Annotated in this window: 15 protein-coding genes; 4 read left to right on the forward strand and 11 right to left on the reverse strand. The window is 58.2% G+C overall.

All coding sequences use genetic code 11. The features are described 5' to 3' along the window. Positions 1 to 26: 26 nt before the first annotated feature. From NXS98_RS03910 to NXS98_RS03930, 5 genes are all read right to left on the reverse strand, one after another. Positions 27 to 1,490 (reverse strand): PhoPQ-activated pathogenicity-related family protein, encoded by a 1,464-nt coding sequence (locus NXS98_RS03910; RefSeq protein ID WP_283847165.1) that lies wholly within the window; start codon positions 1,488 to 1,490, stop codon positions 27 to 29. Between the two features lie 19 nt (positions 1,491 to 1,509). Then, entirely contained in the window at positions 1,510 to 2,622 is a 1,113-nt protein-coding gene (locus NXS98_RS03915) for a Gfo/Idh/MocA family protein (RefSeq protein ID WP_283847166.1), read from the reverse strand. Between the two features lie 106 nt (positions 2,623 to 2,728). Continuing rightward, on the reverse strand, positions 2,729 to 4,021 hold the full coding sequence (locus NXS98_RS03920) for a Gfo/Idh/MocA family protein (RefSeq protein ID WP_283847167.1): 1,293 nt from the start codon (positions 4,019 to 4,021) through the stop codon (positions 2,729 to 2,731). Between the two features lie 175 nt (positions 4,022 to 4,196). After that, complete coding sequence (locus NXS98_RS03925) at positions 4,197 to 5,351, reverse strand: glycosyltransferase (protein WP_283847168.1); 1,155 nt, start codon at positions 5,349 to 5,351, stop codon at positions 4,197 to 4,199. Beyond that, entirely contained in the window at positions 5,348 to 5,947 is a 600-nt protein-coding gene (locus NXS98_RS03930; protein WP_283847169.1) for a hypothetical protein, read from the reverse strand. Before NXS98_RS03930 ends, NXS98_RS03925 begins: the two co-directional genes overlap by 4 nt. A gap of 51 nt (positions 5,948 to 5,998) precedes the next feature. Between NXS98_RS03930 and NXS98_RS03935 the strand changes: the two genes are divergently transcribed. Next, a complete protein-coding gene (locus NXS98_RS03935; RefSeq protein ID WP_283847170.1) occupies positions 5,999 to 6,361 on the forward strand; it encodes a hypothetical protein in 363 nt (120 codons plus the stop codon). 58 nt (positions 6,362 to 6,419) lie between these two features. Here NXS98_RS03935 and NXS98_RS03940 read toward each other — a convergent pair whose 3' ends face one another. Both NXS98_RS03940 and NXS98_RS03945 read right to left on the reverse strand, forming a co-directional pair. Beyond that, positions 6,420 to 7,598 (reverse strand): glycosyltransferase family 2 protein, encoded by a 1,179-nt coding sequence (locus NXS98_RS03940; protein ID WP_283847172.1) that lies wholly within the window; start codon positions 7,596 to 7,598, stop codon positions 6,420 to 6,422. A 50-nt stretch (positions 7,599 to 7,648) separates the two neighbouring features. Further along, the gene (locus tag NXS98_RS03945) at positions 7,649 to 9,133 is read right to left on the reverse strand and encodes an O-antigen ligase family protein (RefSeq protein WP_283847173.1); all 1,485 of its coding nucleotides are present in this window, start codon (positions 9,131 to 9,133) and stop codon (positions 7,649 to 7,651) included. 292 nt (positions 9,134 to 9,425) lie between these two features. Here NXS98_RS03945 and NXS98_RS03950 point away from each other — a divergent pair, with 292 nt between their 5' ends. Next, a complete protein-coding gene (locus NXS98_RS03950; RefSeq protein WP_283847174.1) occupies positions 9,426 to 10,820 on the forward strand; it encodes a UTP--glucose-1-phosphate uridylyltransferase in 1,395 nt (464 codons plus the stop codon). 13 nt (positions 10,821 to 10,833) lie between these two features. Here the strand turns inward: NXS98_RS03950 and NXS98_RS03955 are convergent, their stop codons facing one another. After that, on the reverse strand, positions 10,834 to 11,979 hold the full coding sequence (locus tag NXS98_RS03955) for a phosphodiester glycosidase family protein (RefSeq protein WP_283847175.1): 1,146 nt from the start codon (positions 11,977 to 11,979) through the stop codon (positions 10,834 to 10,836). 213 nt (positions 11,980 to 12,192) lie between these two features. Continuing rightward, positions 12,193 to 12,933 carry a carboxypeptidase regulatory-like domain-containing protein gene (locus NXS98_RS03960; RefSeq protein ID WP_283847176.1) on the reverse strand — a complete coding sequence of 247 codons (741 nt, stop codon included), beginning with the start codon at positions 12,931 to 12,933 and terminating at the stop codon, positions 12,193 to 12,195. 191 nt (positions 12,934 to 13,124) lie between these two features. On the opposite strand from NXS98_RS03960, the gene NXS98_RS03965 reads away from it, so the two are divergent. Then, positions 13,125 to 14,966 (forward strand): alpha-amylase family protein, encoded by a 1,842-nt coding sequence (locus tag NXS98_RS03965; protein ID WP_283847177.1) that lies wholly within the window; start codon positions 13,125 to 13,127, stop codon positions 14,964 to 14,966. Between the two features lie 153 nt (positions 14,967 to 15,119). Further along, the gene (locus NXS98_RS03970) at positions 15,120 to 16,739 is read left to right on the forward strand and encodes a hypothetical protein (RefSeq protein WP_283847178.1); all 1,620 of its coding nucleotides are present in this window, start codon (positions 15,120 to 15,122) and stop codon (positions 16,737 to 16,739) included. A gap of 293 nt (positions 16,740 to 17,032) precedes the next feature. Here NXS98_RS03970 and NXS98_RS03975 read toward each other — a convergent pair whose 3' ends face one another. Both NXS98_RS03975 and NXS98_RS03980 read right to left on the reverse strand, forming a co-directional pair. After that, on the reverse strand, positions 17,033 to 17,830 hold the full coding sequence (locus NXS98_RS03975; protein ID WP_283847179.1) for a hypothetical protein: 798 nt from the start codon (positions 17,828 to 17,830) through the stop codon (positions 17,033 to 17,035). Continuing rightward, the gene (locus NXS98_RS03980; protein ID WP_283847180.1) at positions 17,827 to 18,147 is read right to left on the reverse strand and encodes a hypothetical protein; all 321 of its coding nucleotides are present in this window, start codon (positions 18,145 to 18,147) and stop codon (positions 17,827 to 17,829) included. Before NXS98_RS03980 ends, NXS98_RS03975 begins: the two co-directional genes overlap by 4 nt.

Consider the following 18,147-nt stretch of genomic DNA (forward strand, 5'->3'; position numbering starts at 1 on the left):
GCTGGAGCCGGGCAGGCTAATAATGTTTATTGGGTGCGCGGCGGCGGTGGGCTTGCTGGAGCAGTCCACTTGAAGGGGTAGGTGTCAGGCACAACGCGGGCGTCGGTGGTGAAAACAAAGGGCAGGGCAACGCCGCTCGGAAACTTTAATTCCACAAAGTAAGCCGTCCAACCCTCGGCAGGTTTGGGTACGCGGACGGAGTAGCTTCCCGGCCGGGTGGGCGAGAGGGTGGTGCTGGTCCAGGCGGGTCCCAGCGATTCCAGGCGGAAATCACGCGCCTTGGGATTGGTGGCCGTCCAAAGCTTGACTTCGGTGGGCTGGGATTTGCAGGTCAGTTCCAGTTGGCCGGGTTCGCCATGTTTCCACTCAAATTCCGGCAGAGGCCGTTGATTAAGCAGGGCTTCGTAAAAAGCCAGGAGACTCATCCAACCATCGGTGCCGCGCAGGCTGTGGTCGGCGTTGGGAATTGTGCGCAAATATTTGGGACCAGGCAGGGCGTCGAAATAGTAGCGGGCGGAATCCACGGGAAAGAATTGATCGCCTGCCGCAGTGACGATGAACTTGGGCAGCGTGTAGCGCGCACGATATTCGTAAGGGTCTTCAATCCGCATAAGCTGCCGACATTGCGGGGTGTCCATCCAATCGGGTATGCGCTCATAGGTATAATTGCCCACCGCAGGGGCGAAGAAGCCATAGGCGGCATAATGGGCCTTCAAAGAGGGTACAACATTCAGCACGTCAATGACCACGGGCATGATGCCGGTGACGCGGGGGTCCACGGCGCCGGCGGCCCAGGTCGTCCAGCCGCGCTTGGAAGCTCCCGCCACCACGAAATGCCGGATGGTGCGCTGCCCACCTTGGGCGGTCGCACAAAAGGCGGTAATCGTGTCCATGGCGCGCACCGCGGCTTTGGTCATGGGCAGGCGGGCTGGCCAGCGTTCGTCGCCCGTGCGAAGGAATTTGTCCCACGTGTAGGCAATAAGCGCATCCTCGCTCATGCGATTGGTGCGGTCGGCGAAAACGAGGGGTTGGTTGGGCACGTTGCTCAGATTAGCAACCACCGAGCGCGTGGTACTGGCCAAAAGCAGGGCATTGGCATCAGGTTTGGTGGGGGCAGGCCGATCGTTGGAGCCTCCGCCAATCAATAACAGCGCCGTTTGGTGAGTGGCGTTGGAGGGGATGGTAAGGGTCAACCAGTGCCGCCATAGCGTGCGGTTGACTTCCTGTGGCGTCAGCCAAGACTGGCTGGTTAGCTCTATGACCACCACCTTGGCCTGGTCGGCCGTAAAGGTATTGACCACCTGCCATTGGTAATTGGTATCGGGGGAGGCCACGTAACGATCCAGCGCTGTGGGGGGAGTGGCCCGCACCCTTTCTTCAGCAGCCGTGGCCGCCATGGCACAAATACCGGCGGCAGTCCAAAGCATCAACGTGTTGCTGGCTGTGATGAGAAAACCAGCCCGGCGTTTCATCAATGGTAGAATGTTCATGGATGGAAGAAAAACAAGCTCATGAGGGCGGAGGGGTCAACCATAAATCCACTGGTTTATTTACTTTGGGTTGGAAGGGCAGGGAAATGGGACGCCCCAAACCCGCCGAGGCGTACGCGGCGAGCAACAATTCGAGGACTGCTTTGCCATCTTCACCGGTGACCAGGGGCGTGGTTCCCTGTTGGACGCATTGAATGAAATGCCGCAGCTCTTGCGGGTAGCCCTGGTTGAAAGCCTCCTCGCAAATGGTGAACGTCCAACCTTGGGTGGTGCCCGCTTTTTCCAGGGCGTAACCGTAACCTTTTTCGCTGTAAGTCAGCGCCGAATTGCCGATGAATAAATCGGCATAGACCACGCCGCCATCGCCATAGACCTCCACCCGGTCATCCATGCCGCCCGGTTTGGCCCAACTGTTTTCGACGACACCCAGCACGCCGTTGGCAAAAGTCACAATGACCACGGAGTTTTCCTCCCCGCGGGTTCTTTGGGCATGGCGCAGACCGGTTTGCAAGTGCGCGCTGACACTTACCGGTTGCGTTTGACGGCCAAGCATCCAGCGAAACCAGGCCAGGCCATGGCAGCCCATATCCATCAACACCCCGCCGCCGGATTGCTCCACATCATAAAACCAAGGTGAATGGGGGCCGGAGTGTTTCTCGCATTGGCGCAGTTGAAAAATGCGTCCTAACGCCCCCTCCTGCACCAGTTGCCGCACCCTTTCGTATTTGGGGGCAAAGCATAATTCTTCCGCATACATTAACAGGCGGCCGGCCTGGCGGCAGGCGGCAATCATGGCATCCGCCTCTTCCAGGCTCATGCAGAGCGGCTTTTCCACAATGACATGCTTGCCTGCCCGTGCGGCAGTGAGCACCGCCTGGCAGTGCAGAAAATTGGGAAGGCAGACGTCCACCACATCCGCCCCTGCTTCATGAATGGCCCGCTCCAAATCATCGTACCAAAAGGCAATGTGATGGCGCCGGGCAAAGGCTTCGGCTTTGACTGGGTCGCGCGCATATACCGCAATAACCTCAGCCTCTGGCACGAATCGGTGGAAACTTTCTGCGTGAATATCGGCGATAAATCCAGCTCCTAAAATTACGACCTTGGTTTTGTTTTGATGGTTTGCTGGCATGAGCAGGAGATTAAGAAGGATAAACCCGGCAAAGCAAGCCCGGTGTTGAAAGAGCGGTGCCTACAATGCCAGGGGTGCTGGGCCGGGCGAGCCAGCCATTATGCTCTTATGCCAGGCCCCGCCGTGGAAGATATTGGGAGGGGAATCGCCACGGCGGGCGATACTGGGGAATGGCCAGGCGCGCAGCCTCCGTGTCGCCGACAATTCTTTCTGTTTCCGGGTCGAAACGAATCATGCGGCCCACGCGCAGGGATAAATTGGCCAGTGTTAAAGCCAAATCCACCTTATAATGATAAAACACACTGCAACTTGGTTGCCGTCGGGTGCGTATGCATTCAAGCCATTCCCGCTCGTGCCCCGGCGATGGTTCCAAATCCTCGTACGGCGGCTGGGTCAAGTCGGTTAAATATTTGCCCTCCGGCAGCACCTCGCATTTGGTGTAGCTGGCCATTAAAGTGCCATTGAGTCCATGGAAATAAATTCCCAGGCGTCTGGCTGGCTCGCCACGGCCGAAATCCCAGGCAAAACTATTACAGAGGCTCATCATCCACGTCATGGTCATGCCCGGATACTGCCACACTACCTCTTGAGTATCAGGCGCATCGCCGTCCCCGCGGATAATGAACCGGCCGCCCGTGGAATACGTGCGCAACGGCGCCCCCAAATTGAGAGCCCACACCGGCAAATCCACGATGTGGGGCGCCATTCCCGGCGTCCAGCCTCCGGAATAATCCCAGAATGAACAATGGTGATATGAATCCGTGTACAACAGCCGGTTGAACGGGATAAGCGGCGCCGGGCCGCACCATAGATTCCAGTCCAGGCCGGCGGGTGGTTCTTCCACGGGCGCGTAACCAATGCCTTCCGGCCCCTGGTTCATCACGTTAAAGGTGCGTACCACACTGACCGGTCCCAGTTTGCCCGAGCGAATCCAGGCGACCACGCGCCGGTAATTTGCGCCGGCATGTATTTGCGTGCCAATCTGGCTGATGCGGTTATGCCGCTGGACCGCGTTGCGGATGGCCAGCGTTTCCCCTGGATAAAGCGACATGGGCTTCTGTAGATAAATGTCCTTGCCCGCTTCCACCGCATGGATGGCCATTAAACAATGCCAATGGGGAGGGCTGGCGATAATGACCGCATCCACGTCTCGAGATGCCAGCAAATCCTGGTAATGCGCATAACCTTTGGCTGTCGGCGCGTACTTGGCCACCATTGCCTCGCGTCGTTGCGGCGAAACATCGCAAATGGCGGTGACCACCACATCCGGGGCCTGGGCGCAATTCGCCAGATTGGAGGCTCCCATCCCGTTCACGCCGATGGCGCCCAGTTGAATTCGTTCGCTGGGCGGCGTTTGCCCTGCAAGCCCCAGCACATGGGAGGGTATGAGCAGAGGCATTGCCACGGTGGCTGTTGCAGCTCGTAAAAATTGACGACGGGTGGAGATTGGGCCGGCTCTTTTCATCATGGTTTCGTTTTTATTATGGTTCGACCCGACTTGAAAAACAAGGGGGTTTGCTGTGCGCTCTCAAAATCAAAAGCACCTGTTTGCAAGCCGCGTCATCACTTTGCATTCATTTATTGGCCAAGACTTCTTGAATTGCAGAAACATATTTGTGCACGGTCACTTCCCAAGAAAACTCTTGGACGGTGGCGGCAACGCTCTCGCGCGCTGGCGGGTTGGTCCAAATTTCCAACAAGGCCGCAGCCAGCGCTGCCGCATCGCCGGCAGGCACCAGCCTGCCAGCAGTGGGTGGTTTCAAGATTTCGGGGACTCCGCCCACAGCAGTGGAGACTACGGGCAGGCCGCTTGCCAGGGCTTCCAAAATCACATTGGGCGTTCCCTCGGCTTCGCTGGTCAGGCATAGCGCATCGGCAGCACGCATGAAATCGGCGGTGTCCGCTTCTGCGCGACGCCCGGCCAGAATAAGCGGCACGCGCCAATGGCGGGCCCGTTCAGCAATGGCCGGGCCGAGCGGGCCATTGCCGACCATGACCAGATAAAAGGGGTCTGCCAGGCGGCGCTGCACCAGCCGGGCGGCCTCAACGGCGAGCAAGGGATTTTTTACCGGAAGAAAGTTGCCCACCCACAACAAGATGCGGGCATCGCGGGTGAGGGCCAGGCGCTGGCGCGCGGCTCTGCCATCGCCGGGATGAAACACCTTGGTGTCCACGCCATTGTAGATGACGCGCAACTGCTGCGGGGGAAAACCCGCTGCTTGCAAGGCTTTCGCCAGATTATGGCTGCGCGCAATGATGAGGGGACAGTGCACGAGGTGCGTTTGTATCAAGCGGCGGCGCACCGGGTGTTGCAGGTATTGATGCACATCGGAGCCTTGCGCAATGGCCACTACTGGCACTCCCAAGGCACTTGCGAGGGGTTGAATAGCGCAGGCATCGGGATATAACCAGGAGGCCAATACTCCATCAAAGCGCCAGCGCCGGTACAATTGTTGGATATAAGGCCGCAGGCAGTAACGCATCAAGCTGGGATTCCAACGGCTGCCCCATTTGGGCAAATACCAGGCAGGAGGGTAGATGGGCTGCACGGCTTCATCTTCCGGGAGAGCGCGGCGGCGATGTCCGGGAAAGCCGGGCCAGACCGGCCGCGGAGAGATGACCCGCAATTGCCAAACCGATTGCAGACGACGTACCAACCGCGCATTGGGCAAGCCACGTCCAGGCTCGGCGTGGTCGGGATATAAATTTGAGAAGAACAACCATTTCATGCGAGAGCGGGGGGCGGCGGATAACGGTAGTTGCGATAATCACCGGGGTTGCCCGTGCAACCGGCCTCGGCAGCGTGGATGATGTTCACCAACTCACGGGCGGTGACGTAATGAAGTTGCCATGCGCCGGCTTGGGCGCGGTCGCGAAGCAACCGGTGAAACGCGCGCATCGGCTCACCCAGCAGCATTTGGTAATTGCGGGGAATGCCGCCATGGGTGTGCAGTTTGACGATGCCCCATTCAGGCCGTCCCTGCACGTGAATCCACAAGCGCTCCCAAATATGCAGGCGATGCGGTTGCGGCGGGTTGGCTCCCGTCAGGTCGCCATTTTCCAGCCGTGGTAAAATGCCCCACTTGCGCCATGCCCAGTTCAGCCCCAACGGCCCTTGGACCAACAACAACTCACCGGGGCGAGGGCGGCTGGCAGCTCCAGGTTTTACCGTGACAGGTTCGCCGTGGTCAAATGCCCTGGGGCGGCCATTGCTGGCAGCGTAATAGATTTGGTTGACGATGCGGCATTGCGTGGGACTGGGCGCAGAGGGCATGGTGAAGTCCGCGTAGCAACCCGAGGCGCGCAGCACCGCCAATTCGTCCATCACTCCGCAGTGACGGCCATAGGGATGCGAATGGTCAAGCGCCCAATCGCCATGGATGAAACCAAAGCGGATGGCACCGCTCTCCTCCTGAGTGAGCCAGCCATGCTCGCGCAGTTGGGCTTTGCCCAGTTCCAATTTTTTTCGCAATCCCTCTGCGGTGTCGCGGTCATGGTGAAGGTGGATTTCGATTTCCGCACCACACTGCTGGCAAAGGCGGGAAAGGCGCTCCAGCAAGGAGGCATCGTATTGCTCAACAGGGTAAAAAAAGGTGTGTCGTGGCTTAATGCCGTCGTCGTCGGCAAAATCTTGAATGGATGCGGGAAACCTATTTTCCCAGTCCCGCAAGCGCTCATGGGCACCGGCGGCATCAGTGTCGTGGCGCAGCTCGAAATGGTCACACACGCAGAGCAATAGATGACGCAGGCCCGCCACGCGGGGAGGAGGGGGGTGGCAAAGGCAGGGCAGGAGCCATTTATCCAGCGCTTTGAACATGCGATTGAGCGGGGGGCAGGGATTTCCATCCGCCACGTCCGCCATGGCGCAGGTAATACCCTAGAGCGGCCACTGTGGCGGCGTTTAGAAACACAAAACCTGCCGGCAAAGTGAAGCAACGGCAGCGCCATTGAGGGTAAATCAGGCCTAGAATGGCGAGCAAATAAAACGCAAGCTGGGCCGCCAGCAAACCGGCATAAAACGGCGAGAAACGGGCCAGCCATAAGTTGGTTAAAAACAGCAACAGCAAACCAGGCGGTGCCAGGAGGCGGAGATATTTGTGGCAGAGCAAGGCCCACCACAAGCGGTTGTGCCACGGTAACAGCCACTGGGGATAACGAAATAGCATTTGAAAATTGCCGGCCAAGGTGCGCCGCTTTCGCTGAAACTCTCGTTCAGCAATCACGGGCATGGTTTCCCAGGCCAGGGCTTCTGGCGCGAAGTCCACCCGCCAGCCGCGTACCACCATGCGCATCGGGATGACCACATCATCCAGAATGGTGTCCGGGGGCAGCGGCTCAAACAATTCCCGGCGGATGGCGTAAATGGCGCCGGTGCAACCGATGACTGAATCCCACCGGCTTTCCGCCTGGCGCAGAAATTTCTCCAAACGCCAATAAACGTCCACGCCACCGCCTACACTATTGGCGGGGGGAAGCAGGGAATAATTTCCGGAGACAGCTCCCACCCCGGGTTGCATTAGATGCCGCACCAGCCAGGCGATGGCATTCGGGGCAAATTGTTGGCGAGCATCCGCAAACACCACGAGTTCGCCAGAAGCCGCTGCCAGGCCGGCGTTCAGGCCGGCCGCCTTACCTTGTTGAGGCGAAAGTTCCAATACCTGGACGCGTTCCCTGCCTGCCTCGCGGGCAATCTGAGCAGTGGCATCAGTGCAGCCATCGCATACCACGATGAAGCGCAAACGGTCGGATGGATATTCGGAGGCCATGAGGTTTTCCAACCGTGCCGCGATGCGTGAGGCTTCATTATGAGCCACAATAACGCAGTCCACCGTGGGGTAAACGGGCGGAGGGGAGGGAGTGGGGGCTTTTCGTTTGAGCGAGGACAAGAACGCCATCAATACCGGATAACCCACAAACGTAAATGCCAGCAGCAAGGCCGTTCCCCAGAAAATCAGGATGGCCAGCTCTTTGGTCATAGGGCCTTAGCCGGCAAGCTGCTGCGCGATTTTACATGCAGCGCCCATTCTTACATCCGCTGAAGAGCCATGGTCCATATTTTGACTACTGCGTAAGTGCTCAACCAAATCAGGACGAAATCCAAAATACCGAGACGATACCAGAATCGAGGCAGCGTTTTGGGGGCCGGCGGCGGTGCAGCGGGGGGCGGGGCAGGCGCAATGGCCAGGGCTTCCAAGCCGGTGGCTACCCGCAGGGCCGGCCCTGCGCCTGACGCTCCTTGCGCGCCCGCCAGTGCCGGAGCGGGAGCGCTGCGGGCCACCACCGGAACAGCAGGCAACATGGGCGCAGGCAGGCCCTCGCTGGCTTCCTGCATTTCGGCCAGCTCCTGCTCCCGGGTGATGCGCTCGCGCAAATGCCGGTGGAAAGCCGAAACGCAGGCCACCACCACAAAGAAAACATTTTTGTAAGCCCAGCCAATCATCCAGGACGAGGCGGCATAGCTTACCAGGATTACCAGCAAAACTCGGCGCAATCGCTCTTCCTCCGGGTCAGTGATTTTCAGGGTGAGCAGCGACCGAAAACAGGCATACAGAACGCCCACAAAGAACATCAACCCCACCCATCCCTGTTCCGCCCCCGCTTCGACATAAGAGCTATGCGGCGCTTTGAAATACCCGTGGCGACGTTGAAAGGCTTTGCCGAATTCAAACAAACCTACGCCGTATCGTTCGGTGTGCAGCTTTTCCAATCCAAATTGCCACGCCATGAGGCGGCCCCGGATGCCCTCTTCCTGGCGGGGTACACGCAACTCTTCCATGCGCGGCAGTTTTTGCAGGGCGGCCCAGCCAGCCGTCAGTGCCAAGAGCAGAATAAGGATTTGGACGACTTTGGGGCGGCCGACGGTCAGGCCGGCCACGATGGCCACAAAGGCTGCGAGAAAAGCGCCTTTGCTCAAGGTCAGGTACAAACAAACCAGCGGCAGAGCAAGGGCCATAAAACCGACCTCTTTGACGAAAATGGGACGCCGCCAGATGAAAAAGAAATACACCATCCCCAGGAGGGGCACCACGCTATGACCCAGGGCGTTGGGATTGTTGAAGATGGACAGCGGCAGCGCCAGCCGGCCTTTGCAGGCGTACATGGTGTAATATTTGGCCTCCAGCGGGTCTATGCCGATTTGGCTGGCCAGCGCCAAAACCACCACGAAGCCAATGCACGCCGCCCACCAGTACAAGAAGCGTCGCAGCCGCTCCAGATGCGTCAATGTGAGGACAATCACGAAGTAAATAATGAACAGGTTGCGGGCGAGCTTGTAATTCTCGCTGTCGGAATAAACAAAAAAGGTCAGGTATAGAAAATACAGCAGCATCAACCAATCCTGCGGACTGCGCAGGAGGTTCCGCCATTGCACGCCGCGTTCGCGCAGAAACAAGGAGACAACGGCAAAGATCATGACGGCCGTCACCGGCCGCAAGGAGGATAAAAAACCGGACCACTCCTGCGGGCGGACGTAATAAATGATCAGATATAAAACAACCGCCGCAAAATCCATGTGCGCCGCCAATAATACCCGCACTGCCGGAGAAAGGGGTAGGAGAAAATATCGAGTTCCTTCCGGCAAATCCATGTTTCCAGCGGCTTGGGTCCCTGTAGAAATTCATCACCCCCAGCCGGGGGTGCCGAAGTCGTATAGAAACACGGGGATGCTGCGCGGGCCGTGGTTGTAATTGGCCTTCCCATGAGCCATTAATTTGTTCAGGCTTTGCGGGCGAGGCGGGGTATGCCAAATTAGCCCCAAGCCTATGGCTCAGAGGCAGGGGTAATGGTCGGGTAAATTGGCCAAGATGGATGTCACTCAAAGCATCGCCGATAAAATGCGCGCCGCCGGGCAATCCGAGGCCGCAATCGCCGCCTTTTTGCAGGCGGTGAGACGGGTACAGGCAGGGGATGATGGGTATTGGCGGGAGGACGAAATCATGCCGGTTGGCGAGCTGCCGCGGTATGAAGACCTGCCGCCTTCAGCCACGCCGGTGGAGGCTTGGGAGCGATTGGCCATCATCAAGCTCAACGGCGGCCTGGGCAGCACCATGGGGATGCAGGGACCCAAATCTTTACTGCCGGTCAAAGGCGATGATTGTTTCCTGGATTTCATTGCCCGGCAGGTTTTGCATTGCCGGCAGGGCCGGAGCAGTCCGCGCTTTTATTTGATGAACAGTTTTAATACGCGGGCGGAAAGCCTGGCGTATTTGCGGCGTTATCCGGCCTTGCAACAAGGGCAAGACCGCCTGGATTTCCTTCAACATCAAGTGCCGAAATTGTTGGAGTCGTCGCTGGCTCCTGTGCAATGGCCGGAAGACCCGCGGCTGGAATGGTGTCCTCCCGGGCATGGCGATCTTTACGCGGCATTGCAAGGCTCCTCGTTGTTGCAACATCTGTTGCAGCAAGGGGTGGAACTCCTTTTTGTTTCCAACGCTGACAACCTGGGAGCGGTGGCGGACGCGCGGATATTATCCTGGCTGTGGCGCAGTGATTACTCATTTGTCATGGAGGTGACCGCACGCACTCCGGTGGATGCCAAAGGTGGGCATCTGGCCCGGCGGCGCGACAACGGCCGTTTGCTGTTGCGGGAGGCCTCGCAATGCGCGGCCGAAGACCGCGCTTGGTTTGAAGATACGGAGCGGCATCGCTTTTTCAACACCAACAACCTGTGGATTCGCCTGCCCGCACTGGCCCGGTTGTTGGAGCAACACCACGGGGCTCTGCCGTTGCCGCTCATCAAGAATCGGAAAAATGTGGACCCGCAAAGGCCTGATTCACCCCAAGTGCTGCAATTGGAATCGGCCATGGGCGCGGCGATTGAGCTATTTGATTCGGCGGCGGCGCTGGTGGTGCCGCGGACGCGTTTTGCTCCCGTAAAAACCACCGACGATTTGTTGGCGGTGCGCTCGGATGCCTACGCGGTGACCACCGATTTTCGGCTGGTTTTGGAGGAAGCACGCAACGGTCTGCCGCCGCAAATCAAGCTGGATGCCTGGTATTACCGTTGGGTGGAGGATTTTAACCGAGCTTTTGTCGAGGGAGTGCCTTCCTTGCGTGAATGCCAGAGCTTGGAAGTGATGGGGCCATGCCTTTTTTCCTCTGGCGTCCTTTGTAAAGGGAGGGTCAAGTTCGAGAATGCCTCCTCGACGCCCAAACGAGTGCCTCCCGCCGTGTACTGTGACACCACAGTGCGACTTTAGCCCGGGCAACCCCTCAGGATTTGGGCGCGCGTATTAAAAAGAGCGCGTTGGCGGAGGGACGTTCGCGGCCTTGGGAGGGGTTGTTGACAATGCGGCCATTAACCCACATGGAGGCCGAGCCGCCGCCGTCCAGATTGAGGGCCTCCGTACAGCCCAGTTTCACGAAATACTCGGCCAACTCCCGGTACGTCATGCCCAGCGAATGCCGTGCCTGGCGGCCGTCCACCTGCACGAAGAAATAATAGCGGTCGTTAAAACCGAAGGCTGCGCGGGGATGGCGCACCTGAATACCATCAAAGTCCCTAACTTTGCCGTTGCGCACGAGGGAGGGGCCACCGCCAATGGCCAACTGAGCGCCTTTAAGACCGGGGATGGTGTCCGTAACGATTTTCAACACCATGCCTTCCCTCAGTTCAGGCAATGCACGTAGTTGCCGCGGACTGAGGGACAGAACCATGATGTTGGTATTGAGTTTGGAATAACCGTTCTTGTTAATGGCCTTGACGCGGGCGTTGAGGGTTTGGCCGATGCGCAACGGCAGCCAGGGGTCTTGCCCGTTGCGTTCCAGGATTAAATCCACTCCTTCAATCCGGGTATCGGGCCCAGCAGCGGCCGTGTAAAGCACCGCCTGACCGGTCATAGGGGTCTGATTCAGTCCGATGGGAGTGCTTTTGCCGTCCGGCCAGATGACTTTGAAATCGCTGATGGCATTGGTGATGCGCGGATTACCCTGGGCATCAATGTAAAAGAAGGCGCGGTCTTCGCCGGGGGCGCTGATTAATTCGCCGCCCAGGAGAATCTGCAAATTGAGGGGGTCGCCGATGTAAGGCTCGCGGACGCCGAAATAGTCGCCGTTGATGCCGGCCAGCGGTTGTCCGATGGAAGGGGGAATGAAGCCGGCTTGCTGGGATAAAGTGGCCATGCCGATGAAACGTCCGCCGCCCAAGGTCGTGTAAAGGCGCAAGTCCGGATGCTTCCGGTCCACCTTTACGATATAGACCGCCATGGGGATTTTGGGGTCAAAGTCTGTGTAAAAGGCCATCCCCGGACCATGCCATTCGTCCCCGGCTTTGGCCCATCCGCCCAGCGTCAATCCCAACGCCAGTAAAAGCACTGCCGGAATGCTCCCCGGCAGCCAGCCCATCATCCTGCGTAACATAGTGTACGTCTGTTTAGACTACCGAGGTGGAGGTTTTATGCAAAAAAAATTAAAAAAAATGCGGCCTGCCCACGCTGCTGGCCAAGCGGCTCAAGTCGGTTTTCCGCATGGCAGGATTGAGTTTATTGGTTTGGGCTCGGCAAAGCCAGGTATGGCCCGACGCGTCTCTTGATGACCAAAAGCGATGTTAATGGCTGTTCGAGGCGCTGACTCTTATTTGGCGGTCAACTCGAAGTTAACGGTCTGGTTTTGGTCGGTGACGGTCACTTCCTTGGCCAGTTTGCCTGCTTTGCGATGGAAGACCTCCACGGTGTAGGTGCCTGGTGGGACATTGCTAATTTTGAAGGTCCCGTCCTCGCCAGTAACCGCGAAAAATGGATGGTCGAAAATGGCCACATACGCGAACATCCAGGGATGGACATCGCACTTGAAGCGCACCAGTAGCTCATCGGTTTTTTCAAAGGCGCGCTCGATGATGGGGCCATTGGCCAGTTGGGCTACATTTTGGGGGCGCTTTTGGACATCCGGGGTAGGGGCGTGGTTGACGTTGTGCAGGAAGGGGTCGCTATTCTTAATGTGGACTTTCTGTTTGGCCATGGCGGCCGCGATGTAAGGGACGAACTCACAACCTTTTTGGTCAATGACCACCGGTGTCTCAGGCACGGGATAGGTTTTACCGGGGGGCAGGCCTTTGCTGATGTACACCACCACATCCGCCAGCGCGCCATCTTTGCCCACGACATAAAAGCGGGTGGAGGCGTCGGGGCGGGCCACCTTGCCGCAGGTAGGGTCACTTTTACTGATGGGCAAGGGTTTTTCGGGGGGTGGAGTTCCCTTGAGAGTCACTTTTCCCACGATGTCAGCGGCGTGCAAAGAGGAGAAATTCAAGGTGGCCAGCACCATGGCCAGAGCCACGGCTTGTTTGCGTGTTATCCATGACGTTAGCAATTTCATGTCCTTAAAATAATCGCTACGTGGCGGGGTGCAAATCATGCCGAGTCGGGAATTGAGCCAAGTCAATGGTGCAAACAGGTTTCGTTCCCTGCGATTCATTTCCTAGCAAAGGCTTGGGGTGCATGGCCATCTTGAAAATCCCAACAATTGTGCATTGCTAAAAATCTTGCCGCTGAATAACTTGCGCATCCATGACAACAAGAGCGAATCTGGCGTTGTTTCGGTTGCTTTTCCTAAGGCCACGGGCTGCTGCTCTGGCCGTGGTTTGGGGGTTCTGCCTGGGGCTTGCCAGCGCCGCAGCTCCCCGGCCATCCGCTGTGAAATTGTGGCCGCAAATCACCGATGGCATCACCAATCACGCAGGAAAATTGGCCATGCGCTGCGTGGTGGCCGAGGACGGCCTTACCGTAACGGACACCGCCTGGGATAGCTATCAGGTGGCCGGTTGTGGCAAGCGCTGGACGTTTAACATGGGAGCACCCATGGTCGGGCCGCTCAAGGGTTTTACGTTTCCCAAGGAATTCGCGGGGTTACCAGTGAACCTGACGGTAGAATTTTTCAATCCGGCCAAGCCGTGGGAAGTGAAGGAGAATTATCAGGAAATCATCCTTTTGGGTGGGCACCCAGTGGTTGACTTGCCGCCGTGGTTTCGCATTCCCACCAACCGGCTGGCTTACGATTTTGACGAGGGAGACTGGTTTCCCTCCGGTTGGACCTTGCCCCGCGGCAAATATGCGCTGTGGCAGGGGGCGGCTAAAGCCCGGCAAGAGGATCGCCGCGGGCGTTGTCCGATGTATGACTTCGGTTTCACCCACGTTTCCCCGGTGGCCATGACGCCCGGCGGGGATTCCGGCAGCCGGGAGAGGCGCGCCCACTTGTTTGGGGATAACGAATGGATTCCCCATGACGGCGCGCGGGATGCTTTTACCGCTGACCCTACCAATCCCAGGAACTGGCGGGTGGAGCCGTTTCATCACTGGGCAGAGCAATGCGCCATCGTCATCCCGGACTTTGAAGCGCCAAATTATCACACGTGGGGCGAAACCCAATATGAGGCCTTTGGCCGTCTTATCCGCAGCGTGCGCGACAAGCGTCCGGACACGTTGATTGGTTGCTGGGGGGTGGGGGTGGTGCGCTCCAGCTTCCGGATTTTTGACAGTTTTTGGGAAGGCAAACCCACCGGCGTGGTGGACCGCAGGGGAGCGCAGCAATGGCGTGAAAAATACAACCAACCCGAGGCCGATTTGCATCCTGTTTTGGCGCGCTGTCATTTGAACCTCGGCAATCCGTCGGTGTACTGGATTAACAACGCCAAACCTTCGCAGCTTTATGCCTTTGTGCAGGAATGGGAGCAGGGCAAACTGGCCCGGCCGGAATTGCCCAATATTCTTTCCACCTGGATTCAGGTGGAGTTTGTAGATGGTTATCCGCTTTCGCAGTACCGGTTCACGGATGCGAAGGGCCGCACGAGACTTGAGGGGTTGAAACATCAGGTGCCGGCCTCGTCCACCTATGCCCTGTCTCTCTTTGGTCATTGCGTGATGGATGGTCTGCAATGCTGGGAAATTGGGGCGCGTTATTCGGAGTCCCTGGCGGATTACTCGGATTGGCGGGTGCGCGAGCAGCCGCCCAAGATTCAACGCAACGGGGTGGAAGTGCCCGTGTATTATTATTTGAAATATTTTGGTTTCTATAATTTCCACGTGCTGGGCATGTGGCAGGCCAGCCGAAACAAGGACGTCATTGAGGCCCCCACCCGCTGGGAAATGCCTGAGTTGTGGACTTCGCGCAACCGCGTGTGGCGCACGGGAGACGAGCGTTACCCGAGTTATGTAAATCTTCACAAGGAGCCGCTGGTGCGCGTCAAATTATCGGCTGATGGTGGCACGCTGCTGTTGGTGGCCTGCAATCCGCACAATCAGGGGGTGGAGCAGGTGCGGATTCGCCGGCCTGGCACCACGCAGGAGTTCACCTTTGAGTTGGTGGGCGACTTTCCCATCATTCGGCGCTTTGCGGTCAACAAGGTCCCCTGATACCTCCCCACCAGCAGAGATTTACGCGCCTCAGAAGCTCCTGACGTTCGAGAAAACGTAATAATGGGATGACGGCGCAGCGAGGGCCGAGGGTTAATCGCTTGAACTACCGGTTGGTAAGGGGCAGTATGAGTCATAAGGCCCATCGGTTATATGAACTTTAGAATGCTGGTAGTATGGATGGTGGGAGTGCTGGCCGTCTGCGGCGCCGAGAGCGAGACCTTCATGGGGACTGCGGCGAGAACAGGCACGTACAAACGCCCGCTGTTAATCGTGGACGGCAAACGATTTGAATTGAAGGCATCGGACCAGGCCGATGCCTCGGTGGGCGAAACTTTGGCTCGATTTTCTGCGGGTGATACAAACTGGTACGCCGTGGTGGGCATACGGGGTCTGGTGAACAACAATGAAGGCATCCTTGTGGATCGCATTACGCCGCTTGCCAACGGGCCTGCAGTGGCCGGGACAGGCGTTTCTGGAGGCCAAGCTGTGGCAGGCCATGCGCTGCCCGGCCCGGCTCAGGCTCCTCCCGCCGTGCATGCAAAAGTGGTCACGGTGGGTGCCGATCGGTACCTTGTCTATAATTACGATGATCTTGCCACGATGCAGTACACGGTGGTCATTCCCGAAAGTCTGAAGACGGTGCGGGGGCTGTTGGTCAATGCGTGTTACGCCGGGGGGGATTCGCGGGGTGACTGGACTTTTTGCGAGTATTACCGGCAGTTCATGCACCTGCATGGATTTGCGTATGTGGGGTCCACGGCCACGGCTGGAGCCCTGCCACTCCCCGTAAAAACCAACGACACGGCGTATGCGAAGCACCGTGCCATTTTTGAAGCCTTCCAAGCTTCTCTGCAGATGATTGCCACGGTCTCGCGGCATCCCGAGCTGGCCCATGCGCCGTATGCTGGCGTGGGCTTCTCCGCCGGCGGCGGGTTTGCTTTTAATTTGATGGTGTTTGCGCCGGAGCGCACCCTTGCGGCGGTGAGTTATGCCTCGCCCTACAATTTCAAGAGAAGGCTCACTTCTCCCCCCAGCGAAACGTTGCTCGGCGTTCCGTCCATCTGCATCTCGGGGGAGCAGGAAGGGTTTAATGTGCCGGATTTCAATACGGACCCAAGCTTGGGGAAGGCTATCATTGACGAAGTGTTTTTGCCGTACCGCCCCAAAGGAGCCACGTATGCATGGTTGGAGCGGCAGGGGTTGGGCCATGCTTATGACGAAAACCGGCAGGACGTGGTGGGGATACCGTTGCTGGACGCCGCGGTGCGGGCGCGCTACCCCAAAGACGGCAATCCAACCAAAGGACCTGTCAAGCTGTTGCCGGTGGATGCGGCTGCGGGTTGGATTGCCGACAACACCACATGGAAGAGCGGCCTCACAGAAATTTATCCGGCAAGTGATTTCAAGGGAGACCCTGGTCGTTCGAGCTGGCTGCAGAACGAGGATTTGGCCTTCATATATCGGGCTTACTCCACCTATGACAAGCCGCTGACCATGACTTCACCGGGCAACTGTGGGCCGGGCATGCCCTCCCTGGCTCCCGGCGCCAGTGTACCGATTGTGGTGGATGCGAGCAATTTTCCGGGCTGGAAAACCATGGCCTTTTACGACGGAGCCAGGAAGCTGGCGGAAATAACCCAAGGGCCAACGCGGTTCACCGCCACCAACCTGACCCCCGGTTACCACGTCTTTTCGGTGCTTGCCACCGATGCCAATGGAAACGTGCGGACGGCAGATCCGAAAATGGTCATAGTGCGGGCTTCACCTTGAAGCCTCGGGGTGGAATGACTAAAGAATGGGGAGCAATCCGAGATTAATGCAAGTAGCTCCTTGAGAACGAGTGGTGCGCATAGCAGGACTTGAAACCGAATCCGCTCTGCCGCACCTTTCTTAAGTTTTCCGTAGTTAGCTTTTTTTCAGCTACTTACAACAGCTTGTCCGAAAGGCCATTTAGCCGACTTCGGACACTTTGAGCAAAAAAGTTTTCCTGAATTTCCTGAAAACGCCCGTGTTTTCAGCACCCTTTCTTGCCCGTTTTCCGGAGCTGATCGGTGCTTTATTCATCAGCTCGCTGGTACTGTAGCAGTGCAGTTGCCCCCAGGGCAAGTCGGCAATGGCGCTGGCGCACTGGGCGCCGTCGCAGTCACAGGCCGCGCCTGTTGCGCCCGCTGCAATCGTTCCACGATCTCTTGCGCGGTCAGCTTGGCGGCAGGGTTGTCGCAGAGCTGGTCTACGAGCGTGGAAACGGTCGTGAAGACGCCGGCCTCCTTCTGATGCTCCATGAGCCATTTGACGAACGCCGCGTCGGCAGCCTGCCCCTGTGGGGTGGTTTCGAGCACGGCACGAGCCGTCTCGACTCCCTGAATCAGCGCCTCGTTCACCTTGCGGTTCCGCACCTGGCGGTAGCCGTGATACAGCCCGCCGAGGGCCAGGGCAATCATGCTTCCGATCCCCGGCAGGAAGGTGTTCACCACCGACCCGGCCGCTTGGATGGTGGCCTCAGCTTCCGGCTTGGCCACAAGGTTGGTCACCGGCACCTGGACAAGGTTGGTGTAGAACACCGGCACCAGGTTGGTCAGGACCACCGTGACGAAGTTCGTCGCCACCGGCTCGCGCGTGGCGTAGCCGGCCACGGCCCCCGTGGCGGCGTTGGTCACCAGCACCACGTTGGTCCGCTCGATGACTTGCGGCACGACGTTGGTCGCCATGATGGTATTGGTCACCACTTGGACAACCGGCGCGTTGGTCCACGTCACCTGTTTCTTGTAGGCCCGGTCCAAAGTCCCGCACCCGGCCGCCAGCAGTAGAATGCTCGCGCCCGCGAGGGCCCCGAGCCACCAAAGGTTCTTCATCGTTTTCATGCTTTGTTCCTTTCCATCCGGGAGGACCGCAGTTCATCGCGGCACTCCTCCAAAACTCGCGTGTTGCTTTCCAGGCACGTGATCAGCTTCTGGTTGGCGGCACTCTGTTCCGCCACCATGCTCCGCAGGCTTTCCTGGTAGGTGTCCCGCGCCTGCCTGTGGTCATCAATCAGCCGCTCATGCTGGCGCACGAAGTAGCGCATCACGCTCGCGGCGAAGACCCCGAACACGATCAGGCTGGCCACGAACAGCCACCGGTCATTTTGCGTGGCCGCTTGGTTGGTCAGTTGCACCAGGTCATTCATGGCGTTGGTCAT

This window comes from Fontisphaera persica (assembly GCF_024832785.1).
Lineage (GTDB): Bacteria > Verrucomicrobiota > Verrucomicrobiia > Limisphaerales > Fontisphaeraceae > Fontisphaera > Fontisphaera persica.

What these genes read in the sequence shown, in the direction of transcription:
- NXS98_RS03955 (WP_283847175.1), bottom strand. Translation starts at nt 11,979, where the DNA reads ATGTTACGCAGGATGATGGGCTGGCTGCCGGGGAGCATTCCGGCAGTG.
- NXS98_RS03970 (WP_283847178.1), top strand. Translation starts at nt 15,120, where the DNA reads ATGAACTTTAGAATGCTGGTAGTATGGATGGTGGGAGTGCTGGCCGTC.
- NXS98_RS03960 (WP_283847176.1), bottom strand. Translation starts at nt 12,933, where the DNA reads ATGAAATTGCTAACGTCATGGATAACACGCAAACAAGCCGTGGCTCTG.
- NXS98_RS03910 (WP_283847165.1), bottom strand. Translation starts at nt 1,490, where the DNA reads ATGAACATTCTACCATTGATGAAACGCCGGGCTGGTTTTCTCATCACA.
- NXS98_RS03920 (WP_283847167.1), bottom strand. Translation starts at nt 4,021, where the DNA reads ATGCCTCTGCTCATACCCTCCCATGTGCTGGGGCTTGCAGGGCAAACG.
- NXS98_RS03940 (WP_283847172.1), bottom strand. Translation starts at nt 7,598, where the DNA reads ATGACCAAAGAGCTGGCCATCCTGATTTTCTGGGGAACGGCCTTGCTG.
- NXS98_RS03980 (WP_283847180.1), bottom strand. Translation starts at nt 18,147, where the DNA reads ATGACCAACGCCATGAATGACCTGGTGCAACTGACCAACCAAGCGGCC.
- NXS98_RS03945 (WP_283847173.1), bottom strand. Translation starts at nt 9,133, where the DNA reads ATGGATTTTGCGGCGGTTGTTTTATATCTGATCATTTATTACGTCCGC.
- NXS98_RS03965 (WP_283847177.1), top strand. Translation starts at nt 13,125, where the DNA reads ATGACAACAAGAGCGAATCTGGCGTTGTTTCGGTTGCTTTTCCTAAGG.
- NXS98_RS03925 (WP_283847168.1), bottom strand. Translation starts at nt 5,351, where the DNA reads ATGAAATGGTTGTTCTTCTCAAATTTATATCCCGACCACGCCGAGCCT.
- NXS98_RS03975 (WP_283847179.1), bottom strand. Translation starts at nt 17,830, where the DNA reads ATGAAAACGATGAAGAACCTTTGGTGGCTCGGGGCCCTCGCGGGCGCG.
- NXS98_RS03930 (WP_283847169.1), bottom strand. Translation starts at nt 5,947, where the DNA reads ATGGACGAATTGGCGGTGCTGCGCGCCTCGGGTTGCTACGCGGACTTC.
- NXS98_RS03915 (WP_283847166.1), bottom strand. Translation starts at nt 2,622, where the DNA reads ATGCCAGCAAACCATCAAAACAAAACCAAGGTCGTAATTTTAGGAGCT.
- NXS98_RS03935 (WP_283847170.1), top strand. Translation starts at nt 5,999, where the DNA reads ATGGATGAAACCAAAGCGGATGGCACCGCTCTCCTCCTGAGTGAGCCA.
- NXS98_RS03950 (WP_283847174.1), top strand. Translation starts at nt 9,426, where the DNA reads ATGGATGTCACTCAAAGCATCGCCGATAAAATGCGCGCCGCCGGGCAA.